Below are 15892 nucleotides of genomic sequence, written 5' to 3'. Positions count from 1 at the left end.
GGCGGAAGGTGCGTAAGCTCCCGGATTTCCCCTGGGATCGGCTGACTCCGTACAAGGAGATCGCCGGCCGTCATGCCGGCGGAATGGTGGATCTTTCGGTCGGCACCCCCGTCGACCCGACGCCGGAACCGATCCGCCGCGCGCTCGCCGAGGCGGCGGACGCGCCCGGATATCCGCAGACGTACGGCACTCCGGCGCTGCGCGAGGCGGTGGCGGGCTGGCTGCGCCGCACGCTCGGGGTGTCCGGCGCGGACCCGGCCGCCGTGCTGCCGGTGATCGGCACCAAGGAGCTGGTCGCCTGGCTGCCCACGCTGCTCGGCGCGGGGCCCGGCGACCGGGTCGTCTTCCCAGAGCTGGCGTACCCGACGTACGACGTGGGCGCGCGGCTGGCGGGGGCCGAGCCGGTCCCCGCGGACGGGCTGCTGACGCTGGGCCCCGCCGTCCCGAAGATCGTCTGGGTGAACTCGCCGTCCAACCCCACCGGCCGGGTGCTGCCCGCCGAACACCTGCGCAAGGTCGTGTCGTGGGCCCGCGAGCGCGGCGCGGTGGTGGTCAGCGACGAGTGCTACATCGAGCTGGTCTGGGACGAGACACCCGGCAGGCAGCCGGTGTCGATCCTGCACCCGGACGTGTGCGGGGGCTCCCACGAGGGGCTGCTGGCCATCCACTCGCTGTCCAAGCGCTCCAACATGGCCGGCTACCGGGCCGGGTTCGTCACCGGTGACCCGGCGCTGGTCAAGCGGCTGCTGGAGGTCCGCAAGCACGCCGGGATGATCGTTCCCGCGCCCGTTCAGGCCGCGATGACCGCGGCGTACGGCGACGACGCCCACGTGGCCGAGCAGCGCGCCCGGTACGCCCGCCGGCGGGAGGCGCTGCGAGCGGCGCTGGTCGGGCACGGCTTCCGCATCGACCACTCCGAGGCGTCCCTGTACCTGTGGGCCACCCGGGACGAGCCCTGCTGGGACACGGTGGAACACCTGGCAGGGTCGGGCATCCTGGTCGCGCCGGGCGACTTCTACGGCCCCGCCGGCGGCCGGCACGTCCGCGTCGCCTTCACCGCAACGGACGAACGCGTGGCGGCAGCGGTCCAGCGTCTCTGAACGGGGCCATCCGCCGGGGGGTGTGCGGCGGTCCGGCGTCTCTGAACCGGGGTTACCCGCTGGGGTGCTGCGGTCCGGCGTTTCCGAACCGAGGTCACCCGCCGGGGGGTGCGGCGGTCCGGTGTCTTTGAACCGGGGTCACCCGCCAGGGGGGTGCAGCGGTCCGGCGTTCCCGAACAGGGTCACCCGCCAGGGGGTGCGGCGGTCCGGTGTCTTTGAACCGGGGTCACCCGCCAGGGGGGTGCAGCGGTCCGGCGTTCCCGAACAGGGTCACCCGCCAGGGGCGCGGCGGTCCGGGGTCTCTGAACCGGGGCCATCCGCCGGGGGTGCTGCGGTCCGGCGTTTCCGAACCGAGGTCACCCGCTGGGGGGTGCAGCGGTCCGGCGTCTTTGAACCTGGGTCACCCGCCGGGGGGGTGCAGCGATCCAGCGTTTCTGCCGGGGTCACCCGCTGGGGGTTTTGCCCGGTCCTTCAGGCGGGTGCCCCGGAGCGCAAGCGGAGGGGCGCCCGCCTGAAGATCTCCAAGACCGGGCGCGGGGGGTGTGGGGGGTCGCCCCCCCCCACAAAAGCAAGACTGTCGAGACCAAATTGGAACCGCATACACCGATCCGTCATCTGATGCCTGTTGCGCCCGGTGTGCGCGCGATCGGTAGTATCCGCACGCCAGGTCATGGAACGACCCCTGAGCGTGGAGGTGGGCATGCTGCCGGCGGTGATCGCGCTGCTCGCGTTGATCCTGGTCGCGCTGGTCGTGCTCATCGTCGTTCTGCTGCGACGTCGTCCGAACGCCGCGCAGACCCCTCCGGCCCCGACACCCGTCGACCCGTTCGCGTCCGTGGGTGAGGTCGCCGGCGACCCCCGCGCGCTGAAGGCGGGGGATCTGGTGGAGTACCTCGGCGTCCGGTACTTCGTACGCGGCTCGGTGCGTCTCCGCGAGGGGGGCTACACCTGGAGCGAGCACCTGCTCGACGCCGACGGGGCCGACACGGCCGACACCGTCGCCGGTACGAAGGTGTGGGTGTCCGTCGAGGAGGACCCGGATCTCGAGGTCGTCTGGTGGACCGAGCGCGATGCCGCCGGCCTGACGCCCGATCAGCCGACCCTGACCCTCGACGGGGTGGAGTACCGACGGGACGAGCACGGCACCGCCGACTACCGCACCGAGGGCACCACGGGCCTCGGCGACACGGGGCGGGTCGAGTACGTCGACTACGAGGGGCCCGGCGGGCGCTACCTGTCGTTCGAGAGGTTCGGCGGCGGGGCGTGGGAGGCCGGCACCGGTGAGCGCGTCCCCACCGGGACCATGACCATCTACCCGGGCGGTTGACCCGGTGCGCGCCGCCCTCGACACCCCCTACCTGGACACGCGCGCCGACGCGCTGACCTTCGCGCTGGGCCTGGCCCCGCTGGACGCGCTGGCGGTGCTCCCGGTGGAACGCGACGGCCTACGGGTGGAGATGCGGCTGCTCGGGGCGTCCCACCAGGTCTTCGTCGGTCCCGTCAGCGAGACCGTCGCCTGCCTGCCCGGAGAGCCCGGCCCGCTGCCCGAGGGGTTGCGCGCCGAGGTGGCCGGCTGGTCGTACGACTTCCGGGCGGACGTCCGTTCCCACGGCACCGAGGCCGGGTTCGCGGCGGCGGTGCGGGAGCTGTGCGCGCGGCTCGCTCACCGGGACGACGCGCTGACCGGAACGTTCCCCGGCTCGCCGCACGCGGTGACCGCCCTCGCGCTCGAGGACACCCCCGGCGGTCGGATGCTGGGCTGGCGCACCTGGCACGCCTACCCGCAGACCCGAGAGATCGTCGTGACCCGCACCCTCCTGGAGGTCGCGCAGTGAAACATTTCGTGGGCGGCGGCCTGCTGGCCGCGCTCGGGGCGATCGTGCTGACCGGTGCGCTGGTCAGCGGGAACACCTCGCCGCGCGGCTGGATCGGCTCGCACTACGCCAAGGCGGGGAACGGCGTCTACCGGGCGCCCGGACCCCCGCTGGCGGTGGCGGCCACCCTCAGCCGCAAGTTCAAGCCCTCCGACCGGGCCTACGACCCCGCCGGGGTGTTCCTGCGCTACCCGAACGCGATCATCGCGGTGCTGCCGGACGGCAGGGGCAGCCGGATCCTCGTCGACGACGTCGATCGCGGCTACCGACGACACGGCAGCACGCTGAGCGGACGCTGGGGCGGGCCGGGCGGCCGGGCGTCGGTGTTCCGGGGCGGCGGACCGGGGTCGGGCAAGTGAGCGGCGCGCAGGGCGGGGCCGACGGTGTGGGCCGGGTCATCGTCATCTGGTCGATCATCATCGGGGTGATCCTCACGGTGATCTTCGTCGCGGTGGCCGACAACGACGGCGACGAGGTCTCCATCGGTGGCGGCGGCCTGTTCGGCGGCCAGGGGGCCGAACGTCTGGTGAACCGGCTGGACGCGGCGGCCAGGACGCAGCGGATCTGCTACGGCTGGCGCATCGACTCCGACCGGTTCTCGCTGGACCGCTACACCACCCCGATCCGCCCGTCGGGCTCTCCCGTCCCCCTCCCGGACCCCTCCGGCCCCGCCGTGCGCCCGTCCGGCCCCGCGTCGCGTCCCTCCGCGACCGTGCCCGGGCCGTCCGCGCCCGGCTTGCGCCCGTCCGCGACCGCTCCTGGGCCGTCCGCGCCGGCGTCGCGTCCGTCCGCGACAGCGCCGAGGCTCCGGCCGTCGACCCGCCCGGGCGGTCCGACCGGTCCGACCGACCCGCGAGGCCCGACCGGCCCGAGCGGCCCGACCGACCCACGCGACCCGACCGGTCCGACCGGTCCGCGAGGCCCAAGCGGCCCTGGAGGCCCGGGCGACTCGACCGACCCGACCGGTCCGGGTGTGCCGGACGCGGGTGTGCCGCTGCCCGAGCCGTCGTCGCCCGATCTGGGCGTGGACGTGGGGTCCAACTTCGGCACCGGGTACGACCCCCGTGAGCTGCCCGAACACTGTCCCCGCTGGGTGGTCTTCGAGGCCGACTACTACTACTCCATCATCGATGAGGAGTGGACCTCGGTCTCCACCACCATCGAGACCAACCTCCCGCTGGTGCTGTCCGACGCCGACCTGGTGCGGGCCGGGATCACCAACAAGGACCTGCTGAGCGACCGGGCCAACGCGCGGCTGGCGGACGCCGTCGGGGCGCTGCCGATGCTGGTGGCAGAGAAGGGCGCCGCCCCGCCGGTGCCGCAGGTCGCCGCCGAGACCGTGCCCGCCGGGGATGAGATCTCCCCGCCGGGTGTCGCACGGTACGTGTGGATGGGGGCCGGCGGCGTCCTGGTCGCCGGTGGGCTCGTCTGGATCGTCATCGCCGCCGTTCGAAGCCGTAGGAGTGCATGATGCTGAACGACATCGTCGAGGAAGGCGGAGCCGCGCTCGCGTACGGCGGGGTCGGCGTCGCCCTGCTGGCGCTCGGCTTCCTGGTGGTCGAGATCACGACCCCTGGCAGACTCGGCCACCAGATCTGGACCGAGGGCAACCGGGGCGCGGCGCTGATCCTGGCCGCCAAGCTGGCCGGCGTCGGCGCGATCGTCACCACCGCCATCGTCACCAGCGAGGACGGCCTGGCCGACGGCCTGGTCGGGACGGTCGCCTACGGCGTGCTGGGCATCATCGTGATGACCCTCGCCTTCTACCTCCTCGACCTGCTCACCCCGGGCAGCCTGGGCGCGACCGTGGTCGGCAACGAGGGCGAGTCCGCGTCCGGTCAGATGGCCCCGGCCTGCTGGGTCGTCGCCGTCACCGACCTCGCCATCGCCGCCATCGTCGCGGCGGCCATAAGCTGACGAGGCCAAAGGCCCGCTCGCGGCCGAGCGAAGCGAGGCAAGGGAACACGAACGGGCCCGCGTGGTCGGGACCGAGGAGGCTTTCAAGATCGTGACGAAGGAGCGATCTCGAAAGTGACGAGGGAGGACCGCGCGGCAAAGGCCCGCTCGCCGGAGCGGCGGAGCCGCGACCATGAGCAGGCCCCGCCCACGCGGGTGCCCATCAGGACGGCGCGGGTCCTGGTGCTGGCCGCCGTGTTCGCGTGTGCGGCCTGTGGGCTGGTGTACGAGCTGGCGCTGGTGGCCCTCGGCAGCTACCTGATCGGGAACTCGGTCACCCAGGCGTCCATCGTCCTGTCGGTCATGGTGTTCGCCATGGGCATCGGGTCGCTGGCGGCCAAGCCGTTGCAGTCCCGGGCGGTGGTCGCGTTCGCGGCGGTGGAGGGCGCGTTGGCGCTGCTCGGCGGGCTGTCCGTCCTCGCCCTGTACGCGGCGTACGCGTGGCTCGGGCTGTACGTGCCGGCGCTGGTGGTCGTGGCGTTCGTGGTGGGCGGGCTGATCGGCGCGGAGATCCCGCTGCTGATGACGCTGCTCCAGCGGATCCGCAAGCAGGACGCGGGCAGCGCGGTGGCCGACCTGTTCGCCGCCGACTACGTGGGGGCGCTGCTCGGCGGGCTGGCGTTCCCGTTCCTGCTGTTGCCGCTGTTCGGGCACATCAAGGGCACCCTGCTGGTGGGGGCGGGCAACGCGGTGGCGGGCATGGCCGTGGTGCTGTGGCTGTTCCGGGGGCAGGTGCGGCGGGGCGCGCGGCTGATGTTGTGGGGCGGCCTGGCGGGGGTCCTGGCGGTGCTCGGCGGCACGTACGCGCTGGCCGACCGGTTCGAGGTCTCCGCACGTCAGGCCCTGTACCGCGACCCGATCGCGTTGGCGGAGCGGACGGCGTACCAGGAGATCGTGATCACCCGGGGGCTGAAGCTGTCGGGCCGTTCCGACCTGCGGCTCTTCCTGAACGGGGATCTGCAGTTCTCGTCCGTCGACGAGTACCGCTACCACGAGGCGCTCGTTCACCCGGCGTTGGCGGGGACGCGCGGCAACGTGCTGATCCTCGGCGGCGGCGACGGGCTGGCGCTGCGGGAGGTGCTGCGCTACCGGGACGTCCGGCGGGTGACGCTGGTGGAGCTGGACCCGGAGATGGTCCGGCTGGCCCGGACGTACGGCGAGTTGGCGGCCCTGAACCGGCGGGCGTTCGAGGACCCCCGGGTCGACGTGGTCAACGCCGACGGGTTCTCCTGGCTGCGCGAACGCGTGGGCGCGGGTTCGGGGGCGGGCGGGTTCGACTCGGTGATCGTGGACTTCCCCGACCCGGACGACGTGTCGACGGCCAAGCTGTACTCGGTGGAGTTCTACGGGCTGCTCAAGCGGGTGCTGGCGCCCGGAGGCCGGTTCGTGGTGCAGTCGGGCTCGCCGTTCTTCGCGCCCCGGTCGTTCTGGTGCATCGAGCGCACGATCCGGGAGGCGGGGCTGGCCACCGTTCCGTACCACGTGGACGTGCCGAGCTTCGGCGACTGGGGGTACGTGCTGGCGACCCCGGGCGACGCCCCGCCGCCGCTGCGGATGGACCCGACGGTGACCGGCCTGCGGTTCCTGGACGAGGGGGTGCTGCGGGCCTCGTCGGTGTTCGCCAGGGACCTGCGCCGCGACGACGTGGACGTCAACACGCTGATCAAGCCGAAGCTGCTCGACTACCAGCGCCAGGAGTGGCGCGACCTCTGACAGCGGCGGGCTCCTCGGCCGACAGCGGCCGGGCGATGTCCTCCAGTGAACGGCCGGCCGCCTCCACGCCGATGAGCAGCTCGACGATCCCGGCGGCGATCATCAAGCCCGCGCCCAGGAAGTAGCCGGTGGCCACGGCGGACAGCTCGCCGCTCTCCACCAGCTTCCCGAAGAGCGTGGGGCCGATCACGCCGCCGAGCCCGGTGCCCACGGCATAGAAGGCGGCGATGGCCATCGCCCGGGTCTCCATGGGGAAGATCTCGCTGACCGTCAGATAGGCGGCGCTGGCCCCCGCCGAGGCGAAGAAGAACACCGCGCACCAGCACGCGGTCAACGTGGTGGCCGACAGCACGTCGGCGCGGAACAGCAGCCCCGTGCCGATCAGCAGAACCCCGGACACGATGTACGAGCCCGCGATCATCGGCTTGCGCCCGATGGTGTCGAACATTCGGCCCAGTACGAACGCGCCCAGGAAGTTCCCCAGACCGATGGGGATCAGGTAGTAGCCGACGTTCGCGCTCTTCACCTGGAAGAACTCGTCCAGCACCAGCGCGTACGTGAAGTAGACGGCGTTGTAGAGGAACGCCTGCCCGATGAACAGGGACAGCCCCAACACCGTCCGCCGGGGGTAACGCCGGACGGCGGTGTGGACGATCTCCCCGAAGCCGATGGTGCGCCGCTGCCGGATCCTCATCTTGTCGCCGGGCGCGGCCAACTCCTTGCCGGTCTCGGCGCGCACGGTGTCCTCGATCTCCCGGACGATCCGGTCGGCCTCGTCCTCGCGCCCGTGGATGAACAGCCAGCGGGGGCTCTCGGGCACCGTCCGCCGCACGAACAGGATGCCCAGCCCGAGCACCGCGCCCAGCGCGAACATCGCCCGCCAGCCCAGGTTCTCGGGGATCACGTCGCCGTTCAGGATGACCAGGGACAGCGCGGCGGCGATGGTCGTCCCGATCCAGAACGAGCCGTTGATGAGCACGTCGACCCGGCCGCGCACCCGGGCCGGGATCAGCTCGTCGATGGCGGAGTTGATCGCCGCGTACTCGCCGCCGATGCCCGCGCCGGTCAGGAACCGGCAGGCGTAGAACCAGTACGGGTTGAACGAGAACGCCGTCGCCACCGTCGCCGCCAGATAGAGCGCCAGGGTGAGCAGGAACAGCTTCTTGCGCCCGAAGCGGTCGGTGAGGTACCCGAACCCCACCGCTCCCAGGCAGGCCCCGATCACGTAGATGGACGCCGCCAGTCCCACCTGCGCGTCGGTCAGCCCCAGCCCGCCGGCCTCGTCGGTGAGCCGGGGCCCGATGACCCCGACCACGGTGACCTCGAGCCCGTCCAGGATCCACACCGCGCCGAGCCCGAGCAGCACCGCCCAGTGCCAGCGGGCCCAGGGCAGGCGGTCGAGTCTGCCGGGGACGTCGGTCTCGATGGTGCGTTCTTCCGTCGTCGCCATGGAGATCGTTTTGCCCGCCGAGCGGTGCTCATTCCTTTCACCCGGGTGACGTGGGCCTTTCAGCGTCGCGGTCGCCGGGGACGGTACGGCGGAGGGTGCGGTCGACGGCGTGCTGGAACGAGGTGACCAGCGACTGGATCAGCAGGGGCTTGAGCCGGGTGGCCATCTCCAGCAGCATGTCGCGCTCCTGCGGCGGCCGTCCCCGTTCCCGGTAGGGGCGGACGACGGTCTGCTGGAAGTTCCGCTGCAGCTCCTCGGCCAGCGCCGTGGTGTGTCGTTCGACGGCCTCGTACGAGGCGATGAGCGTGTCGAGCGGCAGTGGCAGTCCGGCCAGCTCCGCGCTGACCCGCAGCAACGCGGGGCTGCCCACCCGGAGGGCGCCGCCGGGCATCGGCTCCACCACGCCCAACGCCTCCAACCGCTTGACGGTGTCGTCGTCGAGGTGACGTCCGGCGCGTTGATTCAGCTCGTGGCGGTCCATGGTCTCGGGCCGATCGGGGGCCCAGGGGGAGAGGAGGGCGCGTTGGAGGGCGAGATCCTCCAGGGGCGCGTCCTCGGGGATCCGTTCCAGGTGGCGTTCGATCGCGGACAGGGTCAGCCCGAGGGACTGGAGCTCGCGGACCAGCTCCAGCCTGGCCAGGTGATCCTCCCCGTACAGGCCGGTGCGTCCGCGCAGGCGAGGGGGCGGCAGCAGCCCGCGCCCGGCGTAGTAGCGGACCGTCCGCACCGACACCCCGGCGCGGGCGGCCAGCTCGTCCACCGTGAGCTCCATCCGCCCTCCCTTATGTGACACCTCTGGTGTTACATTAAGCCTGTATCAAAGGGTACCGACAAGCGAGGAGACCCGCCGGAATGGGACGCGAGATCTTCACCGAGGAGCACGAGGCCTTCCGCGACATGGTGCGGTCCTTCATCGAGAAGGAGATCACCCCGCACCACGAGCAGTGGGAGAGGGACGGCGTCGTCTCCCGCGAGGTGTGGCTGGCCGCGGGCCGGCAGGGGCTGCTCGGCATCGAGATCCCCGAGGAGTTCGGCGGCGGCGGCAACGACGACTACCGCTACTACGTCGTCTTCAACGAGGAGCTCGCCCGGCACGGCGTCCACGGCCCCGCGTTCTCGGTGCACAACGACATCAACGGCGCCTACCTCCTCAAACTCTGCACCGACGAGCAGAAGCGCCGCTGGTTCCCCGGCTACTGCTCCGGCGAGATCATCACCGCCATCGCGATGACCGAGCCCGCCGCCGGCTCCGACCTCCAGGGCATGAAGACCACCGCCGTCCGCGACGGCGACCACTACGTGCTGAACGGCTCCAAGACGTTCATCTCCAACGGCATCCTGTCCGACCTGGTCATCGTGGCCGCCAAGACCGACACCTCGGCGGGCGCCCACGGTGTGAGCCTGCTGGTCGTCGAGCGCGGCATGGCGGGCTTCGAACGCGGCCGCAACCTCGAGAAGGTCGGCATGCACGCCCAGGACACCGCCGAGCTGTTCTTCGACAACGTCCGCGTCCCCGCGACCAACCTCCTGGGCGAAGAGGGTCAGGGCTTCATCTACCTGATGCAGAACCTCCCCCGCGAGCGCCTGGCCATCGGCGTCACCGCCCTCGCCGGCGCCGAGGCCGCCTTCGAACAGGCCCTGGAGTACTGCAAGACCCGCGAGGCCTTCGGCCGCCCCATCGGCAAATTCCAGCACATCCGCTTCACACTGGCCGAGATGAAGACCGAGCTGACGATCGCCCGCGCCTTCACCGACCAGTGCGTGGTCAAGGAGGGCCGCGACGAACTGAGCATCGACGAGGCCGCGATGCTCAAGTACTGGAACACCGAACTCTGCAAGACCGTCGTCGACCGCTGCGTCCAACTCTTCGGCGGCTACGGCTACATGACCGAATACCCCATCGCCAAGGCCTACCAGGACGTCCGCATCCAGACCATCTTCGGCGGCACCACCGAGATCATGAAAGAGATCATCGGCCGCGGCCTCGGCATCTGACCGGACACGGACGTCGCCTCAGAGAGCCGATTCGGTGACGCTCGACAGGATCGGGGGCAGGTCGTTGTGGTGGGTGAGGGTCAGGCGGCGGGTCGCTCGGGTGATCGCTACGTAGAGGTCCGACCCGGTGATCCCCGCCGGGTCGACCACGATGACGGAGTCGAACTCCAGGCCCTTGGACTCCTCCGGGGTCAGCACGACGACCGGGGAGTCCAGGGCCTCGGGGGTCGCGCCGGCCTCGGCGTTCGGGAGGGCGGCGAGGACCGCCGCGTGCTGGGCGGTGGAGGCGATCACGGCGAGGCGGCCTTCGCCGACGCGGTCGGTGGTGATCTCGTCGAGTTCGGCGCGGACGAGGGCGGGGAGCGTGTCCGGGGTCATGCGTACGGCGACGGGCGGGGGGCCGTCGTCGCGGACGGGCTCGGGGGGTGTCTGGTCGGGGGCGACCTCGGCGAGGACGTCGGCCGCGAGCCTCATGATGGCGGCGGGCGTGCGGTAGTTGACCATGAGCCGGTGCTCCCGCCGGCGGCCCGAGACGTACCGGTCGAGCATCGAGCCCCATGAGCGGGCGCCGGCGGGGTTGCCGGTCTGGGCGATGTCGCCCACCACCGTGAGGGAGCGCGTCGGGATCTTGCGCATGACCGTTCGCCAGGCCATCTCCGACAACTCCTGGGCCTCGTCGACGATGACGTGCCCGTACGTCCATTCGCGGTCGGCGGCGGCGCGCTGCGCGGTGGTGAGCCGGAGGCCGTCGTCGTGTTGGCGCTCGGCCAGGTCCAGCGCGTCCTCCAGGTGCCGTTCGGCCAGTTCGCGCGCGTCGACCATGTCGATCTCGGGGATGCCGGTCTGCACGATCCCGGAGGACTCGATGACCTCGCGCGCGTAGAGCTCCTCGGCCTCCCGCTCGCGTTCGGCGGCGCGCCGGCGCGCTCGTTCGGCGGAGTCTTCGGGGGCGCCCAGCAGTTCGGCGGCCTCGTCCAGCAGCGGCACGTCCGACACCGTCCACTCGGAGCCGGGCGGGCGGAAGAGGGCGGCCTCCTCGGCGGGGGACAGGCCCGCCTCAGGGCCGATCCGCCGCAGCGCCTCGCGGTCGCCGAACAGGTCGGTGAGCAGGCGTTGCGGGGTCAGCTCCGGCCACAGCGCGTCGATCGTCGCCCGTACGGCGGGGTCCTGCCAGAGGGTCTCCTTGGCCGATTTCAGGTCCGCGTCGTCGAGGAGCGGCCGGTCCTCGGCCTCGTCGAGCAGCTCTTGGAGCCACTGGGGGACGGCACCGGAGTCGAGGATCTCCTGGAGCGGCTCGTCGGTGATCCGCTCGTACTGTTCGGCCCGGTCGAGCGCGAGCGCCCGCAGCATCTCGTGGACGAAGAGCCTGCGCTGCACGTTGTGCGGCGCGCGCAGCTCCCGGGCGCGGTCGCGGATCTCCAGCATCGTCGCCGGGTCGACGCGCAGGACCATCCCGTCGGACTCGATCTCGACGCCCTCCTCCGGCGCGCGCTGCCGAAGCCTGACCGCGGCGTCGATCAGGCCCGCCATGCGCAGGCCGCCCTTGAGGACGGCGACCTCCGGGCTCTCGATCACGGTGGCCCGCACGCCCGGGAAGAGCTCGCCGACCGTCGCCAGCGCCACGTCGGTCTCGCCGAGGCCGGGGAGCACCTGCTCGATGTAGCGCAGGAAGGTCGCGTTGGGGCCCACGACCAGGACGCCGCGGCGTTCGAGCACGTCGCGGTGGGTGTAGAGGAGATAGGCGGCGCGGTGCAGCGCGGCGACCGTCTTGCCGGTGCCCGGACCGCCCTGCACGACCAGGACCCCGGGCAGCCCGGCGCGGATCACCTGGTCCTGCTCCTCCTGGATCGTCGCGACGACGTCGGACATCCGGCCGGTGCGACCGCGGCGCAGCGTGGCCAGCAGCGCCGCCTCGCCGACGATCGTGCTCTGGTCGGCGGCGGACAGTCCGTCCAGGTCGAACACCTCGTCGTCGATCCGCACCACCTCGCGCAGGCGCAGGTGCAGATGGCGGCGGCGCGCCAGCGTGCCGGGGGAGGTGTGCGTCGCGGTGTAGAACGGGCGGGCGGCGGCGGCCCGCCAGTCGATCAGCAGCGGTTCGCGGTGCTCGTCGCGCAGCCCGATCCGGCCGAGGTAGAACGTGTCGCCGGGCCGTCCGCCCTCGGCCCTGTGGTCGATGCGGCCGAAGCACAGCCCGCGCTCGACGCCGGTGAGCCGGTCGAGACGCCGGACCGCCTCATCGGTGGCGACGGCGCGTTCGAGCCTGGCCTGGAACACTCCGCCGCCGCCCGTGGCCGCCGGCCCCTCGCGCAGGGTGCGCTCGGCCTCGTCGCGCTCGGTGTCGAGCCTGTCGTAGACACGGGTGACGTAGTCCTGTTCCTCTCGCAGCGCGGCCTCGGGGGACTTGACATCATCGGCTTGACGGGTTCCCATGCCTGAGCTACACTCCTATTCATAGGGTTTGGTTTGCTGTGCCCACAATGCAACATGGCATGGTACCACCCCTGCCGGTCCGCCGTCGCGCGGGCCTTTTTCCTTTTCCCCCGAACGTCCGAACACCCGCCCCGCCTCGGCATCCGGTCGGCGGAAGGGGGCGGGCGAAGACCCGGCGACGGCGTTGGAGATCCGCGACCGGGCCCGGGAGTTGCGCGCGGCCCACATTGTGCGGCGCAGGCTCGAGGAGGCGGGTTTCCCACCGACCCGCCACGACGGCTGAATCGCCGGATCACCGCGCAACGGCGGTCGCCCTCCGCCTCGGGTGAACGGCTCCCCGCAAGCGGGTCGACGCCGTCCCGTTATCAGGCCGAGGGCTGCTCACCCCGGCGTTCGCGGCGGCGGGCGAGCACGCCCGCGTCGGAGCAGAAGCCGAGTCGGCTGCGTTTCAGGGCGAGGAGGCCGAGCAGCGTCCCGGAGTCGTCGACGACGGCCAGGCGGCGTCGCCCCTGGTCGACCATCAGCCCCCAGACCTCGACGAGGTCCGCCGTGGGGTGGGTCGTGCGGCCGTCGAGCCGCCCCAGCGCGTGCGCCGGCGACGGGGCCGCCGACGTGAGGTCGGCGCGCTCGACGATCGTGAGCAGCCGGCGGGCCGGGTCGACGATGAGCGCGGCATGGACGTGGACGTTCAGGAACAGGTCCTGGAGCTCGGCGACGGAGACCGTGTGATCGTGGACCTTGGGATGGTGGAGCATCGCGTCCGCGACGGTCCGACCCGCCAACGTGCGGCCGACGACCGCCGGATCGGGTGGCAGGAGCGTGGCGGGTTGCTCCGTCATCGTCGATCTCCCCATGATCGGCCACCGCTCTGAAGACCGGGCGACGTTCGGCGGGCGCGGCGCGTCACAGGAGCGCCTTCAGGTGGGCGCCCGTACGGCTGTCGGGGGCGGCGGCGATCGCGGTGGGCGGGCCGGCGGCGACGACCCGCCCGCCGGCCGAGCCGCCGCCGGGGCCGAGGTCGATCACGTGGTCGGCGCCCGCCACCACCCGCAGGTCGTGCTCGACCACGACGACCGTCGCGCCGCCGTCGACCAGGTCGTGCAGACGGTTCATGAGCAGGTCGGTGTCGTGCGGGTGCAGGCCGGTGGACGGCTCGTCGAGGAGGTAGAGGGTGTCGTCGAGGCGGCGGCGCTGGAGCTCGGTCGCGAGCTTGATCCGTTGGGCCTCGCCGCCGGAGAGCTCCGTCGCCGGCTGCCCGAGCCGCAGATAGCCCAGGCCGACGTCCTGGAGCGTCTCCAGGGCGCGCAGGACCGAGGAGACGTCGGCGAAGAACGGGGCGGCGTCTTCCACGGTGAGATCGAGGACGTCGGCGATGGTGTGGTCCCGGTAGGTCACTTCGAGGGTCTCGGGGTTGTAGCGGGCGCCGTGGCAGGAGGGACAGGGCGTGTACGTGCTCGGGAGGAACAATAGTTCGACCGACACGTGACCGTCGCCCTCGCAGGTCTCGCAGCGCCCGCCGGCGACGTTGAAGGAGAACCGGGAGGGCCCGTAGCCGCGCTCGCGGGCCGCGTCGGTGGCGGCGAAGAGCTTGCGGACGGTGTCGAAGAGCCCCGTGTAGGTGGCGAGGTTGGAGCGCGGGGTGCGGCCGATCGGCTGCTGGTCGACGCGGACGACGCGGCCCGGCGACGCCTCGCCGATCGACTCCAGCAGGCTGGACTTGCCCGAGCCGGACACCCCGGTGATCGCGGTGAACGCGGTGAGCGGAACGTCGACGTCCAGATCCCGCAGGTTGTTGCGGTCGACGCCGCGCAGCCTCAGCAGTCCGGTGGGCTCGTGACGCCGATGTTCGGGCACGACCTTGTGGAAGAGATATCGCCTGGTCACGGAGTCCGCGACGGCACGGAGCCCCTCCACCGGACCGCTGTAGAGGATCTCGCCGCCGCGCGAGCCTGCGCCGGGCCCGACGTCGACCACCCAGTCGGCGTCGCGGACGACGTCGAGGTCGTGCTCGACCAGGCAGACGGTGTTGCCCGCGTCGCGCAGCCGCCGCAGGATCCCCGACAGGGCCGCCGAGTCGGTGGGGTGCAGGCCCGCCGACGGCTCGTCCAGCACGTAGACCACGCCGAAGAGCCCGGCGCGCAACTGGGTGGCGAGCCTGATCCGCTGGAGTTCGCCGCTGGACAGGGTCGGCGCGGCCCGGTGGAGGCTGAGATAGCCGAGGCCCAGTTCGTCGAGCACGTCGACGCGTTCGGCGACGTCCCGGGCGAGCGGGCCGACCGCGCCGGGATCGTCGCGATACCCGCCCAGCAGCGCGCCGAGCTCGGTGACCGGCATCGAGGACAGCTCGACGATGTCCCTCCCCGCGAAGGTGACGGCCAGGGCCTCGGGGGCCAACAGCCGCCCCTCGCACAGCGGGCACGTCAAAGTGGTCATGAACCCCTCCGCGCGTTCGCGGGTCTTCTCGCTGGCGGACGACGCGTACGCGCGGAGCACCAGACGGCTCGCACTCGTGTACTTCCCCTGGTACGGGCGCTGGATCCGGCCCGCCTCCCGTACCGGGTGGACGGTCACCACCGGCTCGTCCTCGGTGAACAGGATCCACTCCCGGTCCTGCGCGGGCAGCTCCCGCCAGGGCGCGTCCAGGTCGTGGCCGAGGGTGCGCAGGATGTCGCGGAGGTTCTTGCCCTGCCAGGCCCTCGGCCAGGAGGCGATCGCGCCCTCCGCGATGCTCAGGGAGGGGTCCGGCACCAGGGATTCCTCGGTGATCTCGTGGACGACGCCCCGGCCCTCGCACTGCGGGCAGGCCCCGACGATCGTGTTCGGCGAGAACGCGTCCGAATACAGGGGCTCGGCCCCCTCCGGATACGTACCGGCCCGGGACATCAGCATCCGCAGCGAGTTGGACACCCGGCTCAGCGTCCCGACCGTCGACCGCCCCGACGGCACCGACCGCCGCTGTCCCAACGCGACGGCCGGCGGCAGCCCGGTGACGTCCTCCACCTCCGGCACCGGCAACTGCTGCACCAGCCGCCGCGCGTACGGCGCCACCGACTCCAGGTACCGGTGCTGCGCCTCGGCGAAGATCGTCCCGAACGCGAGCGACGACTTCCCCGACCCGGACACCCCGGTGAACGCCACCAGCCGCCCGCGCGGCACCGCCACGTCCACGTTCCGCAGATTGTGAACGCGCGCCCCTGTCACCCGGATGAACCCGTCGTCTCCCATGAGGCCCTCGTACCCGTCCGCCTTCACGTACTGGCAAACCCGTCGACCCCGAGACCGTCACGAGGACCGGGTCCGTGGCGACGGTCAGTTCGAAATGGATCAGGGCGGCGAGCCGCCGTGCTGAAATACGTCGGTGAAGTGCCGAC

General features: G+C 72.1%; 13 protein-coding genes. 8 read left to right on the top strand and 5 right to left on the bottom strand.

The genetic code is table 11. From position 1 onward, the window contains the following. Positions 1-8 precede the first annotated feature (8 nt). The 7 genes from dapC (at position 9) to DFJ69_RS06915 (ending at position 6643) form a co-directional block, all read left to right on the top strand. Complete coding sequence (gene dapC / locus DFJ69_RS06945) at positions 9-1100, top strand: succinyldiaminopimelate transaminase (protein ID WP_211328533.1); 1092 nt, start codon at positions 9-11, stop codon at positions 1098-1100. A 670-nt stretch (positions 1101-1770) separates the two neighbouring features. Further along, on the top strand, positions 1771-2427 hold the full coding sequence (locus tag DFJ69_RS06940) for a DUF4178 domain-containing protein (protein ID WP_425453307.1): 657 nt from the start codon (positions 1771-1773) through the stop codon (positions 2425-2427). A 4-nt stretch (positions 2428-2431) separates the two neighbouring features. Beyond that, positions 2432-2935, top strand: coding sequence for a DUF2617 family protein (locus DFJ69_RS06935; RefSeq protein ID WP_116021711.1), 504 nt, complete (start codon positions 2432-2434; stop codon positions 2933-2935). Further along, positions 2932-3333: a DUF4247 domain-containing protein gene (locus tag DFJ69_RS06930; RefSeq protein ID WP_116021710.1), complete on the top strand. Its 402-nt coding sequence runs from the start codon at positions 2932-2934 to the stop codon at positions 3331-3333. The genes DFJ69_RS06935 and DFJ69_RS06930 overlap by 4 nt, the downstream gene beginning before the upstream one ends. Then, on the top strand, positions 3330-4445 hold the full coding sequence (locus DFJ69_RS34140) for a hypothetical protein (protein WP_170177476.1): 1116 nt from the start codon (positions 3330-3332) through the stop codon (positions 4443-4445). The genes DFJ69_RS06930 and DFJ69_RS34140 overlap by 4 nt, the downstream gene beginning before the upstream one ends. Continuing rightward, positions 4442-4891, top strand: a complete 450-nt coding sequence (locus DFJ69_RS06920) for a DUF350 domain-containing protein (protein ID WP_245974091.1) — start codon at positions 4442-4444, stop codon at positions 4889-4891. Before DFJ69_RS34140 ends, DFJ69_RS06920 begins: the two co-directional genes overlap by 4 nt. A gap of 195 nt (positions 4892-5086) precedes the next feature. After that, on the top strand, positions 5087-6643 hold the full coding sequence (locus DFJ69_RS06915) for a polyamine aminopropyltransferase (RefSeq protein WP_245974713.1): 1557 nt from the start codon (positions 5087-5089) through the stop codon (positions 6641-6643). Here DFJ69_RS06915 and DFJ69_RS06910 read toward each other — a convergent pair. Together DFJ69_RS06910 and DFJ69_RS06905 are read right to left on the bottom strand one after the other, a co-directional pair. Continuing rightward, positions 6594-8093, bottom strand: coding sequence for an MFS transporter (locus tag DFJ69_RS06910; RefSeq protein WP_116021708.1), 1500 nt, complete (start codon positions 8091-8093; stop codon positions 6594-6596). The genes DFJ69_RS06915 and DFJ69_RS06910 overlap by 50 nt on opposite strands. A 37-nt stretch (positions 8094-8130) precedes the next feature. Beyond that, a complete protein-coding gene (locus DFJ69_RS06905) occupies positions 8131-8865 on the bottom strand; it encodes a MerR family transcriptional regulator (RefSeq protein ID WP_116021707.1) in 735 nt (244 codons plus the stop codon). An 80-nt stretch (positions 8866-8945) separates the two neighbouring features. Here DFJ69_RS06905 and DFJ69_RS06900 point away from each other — a divergent pair, with 80 nt between their 5' ends. Next, entirely contained in the window at positions 8946-10088 is a 1143-nt protein-coding gene (locus tag DFJ69_RS06900) for an acyl-CoA dehydrogenase family protein (RefSeq protein ID WP_116021706.1), read from the top strand. Between the two features lie 18 nt (positions 10089-10106). On the opposite strand, the gene DFJ69_RS06895 is transcribed toward DFJ69_RS06900, so the two are convergent. The 3 genes from DFJ69_RS06895 to DFJ69_RS06885 form a co-directional block, all read right to left on the bottom strand. Then, entirely contained in the window at positions 10107-12521 is a 2415-nt protein-coding gene (locus DFJ69_RS06895; RefSeq protein WP_116021705.1) for a HelD family protein, read from the bottom strand. 365 nt (positions 12522-12886) lie between these two features. Continuing rightward, a complete protein-coding gene (locus tag DFJ69_RS06890) occupies positions 12887-13360 on the bottom strand; it encodes a CBS domain-containing protein (RefSeq protein WP_170177560.1) in 474 nt (157 codons plus the stop codon). Positions 13361-13424: 64 nt separating this feature from the next. Beyond that, a complete protein-coding gene (locus tag DFJ69_RS06885; RefSeq protein ID WP_116026453.1) occupies positions 13425-15746 on the bottom strand; it encodes an ATP-binding cassette domain-containing protein in 2322 nt (773 codons plus the stop codon). Between the last annotated feature and the right edge of the window lie 146 nt (positions 15747-15892).

The organism is Thermomonospora umbrina (assembly GCF_003386555.1).
GTDB classification, from domain to species: Bacteria; Actinomycetota; Actinomycetes; order Streptosporangiales; family Streptosporangiaceae; genus Thermomonospora; species Thermomonospora umbrina.
This window is presented reverse-complemented; position numbering and strand designations above follow the sequence as displayed.

Bases quoted from the DNA above. Each gene is read 5' to 3' on its own strand.
- DFJ69_RS06920 (WP_245974091.1), top strand. From the start codon at position 4,442: ATGATGCTGAACGACATCGTCGAGGAAGGCGGAGCCGCGCTCGCGTAC.
- DFJ69_RS06900 (WP_116021706.1), top strand. From the start codon at position 8,946: ATGGGACGCGAGATCTTCACCGAGGAGCACGAGGCCTTCCGCGACATG.
- DFJ69_RS06890 (WP_170177560.1), bottom strand. From the start codon at position 13,360: ATGACGGAGCAACCCGCCACGCTCCTGCCACCCGATCCGGCGGTCGTC.
- DFJ69_RS06910 (WP_116021708.1), bottom strand. From the start codon at position 8,093: ATGGCGACGACGGAAGAACGCACCATCGAGACCGACGTCCCCGGCAGA.
- DFJ69_RS06895 (WP_116021705.1), bottom strand. From the start codon at position 12,521: ATGGGAACCCGTCAAGCCGATGATGTCAAGTCCCCCGAGGCCGCGCTG.
- DFJ69_RS06905 (WP_116021707.1), bottom strand. From the start codon at position 8,865: ATGGAGCTCACGGTGGACGAGCTGGCCGCCCGCGCCGGGGTGTCGGTG.
- DFJ69_RS06885 (WP_116026453.1), bottom strand. From the start codon at position 15,746: ATGGGAGACGACGGGTTCATCCGGGTGACAGGGGCGCGCGTTCACAAT.
- DFJ69_RS06940 (WP_425453307.1), top strand. From the start codon at position 1,771: ATGGAACGACCCCTGAGCGTGGAGGTGGGCATGCTGCCGGCGGTGATC.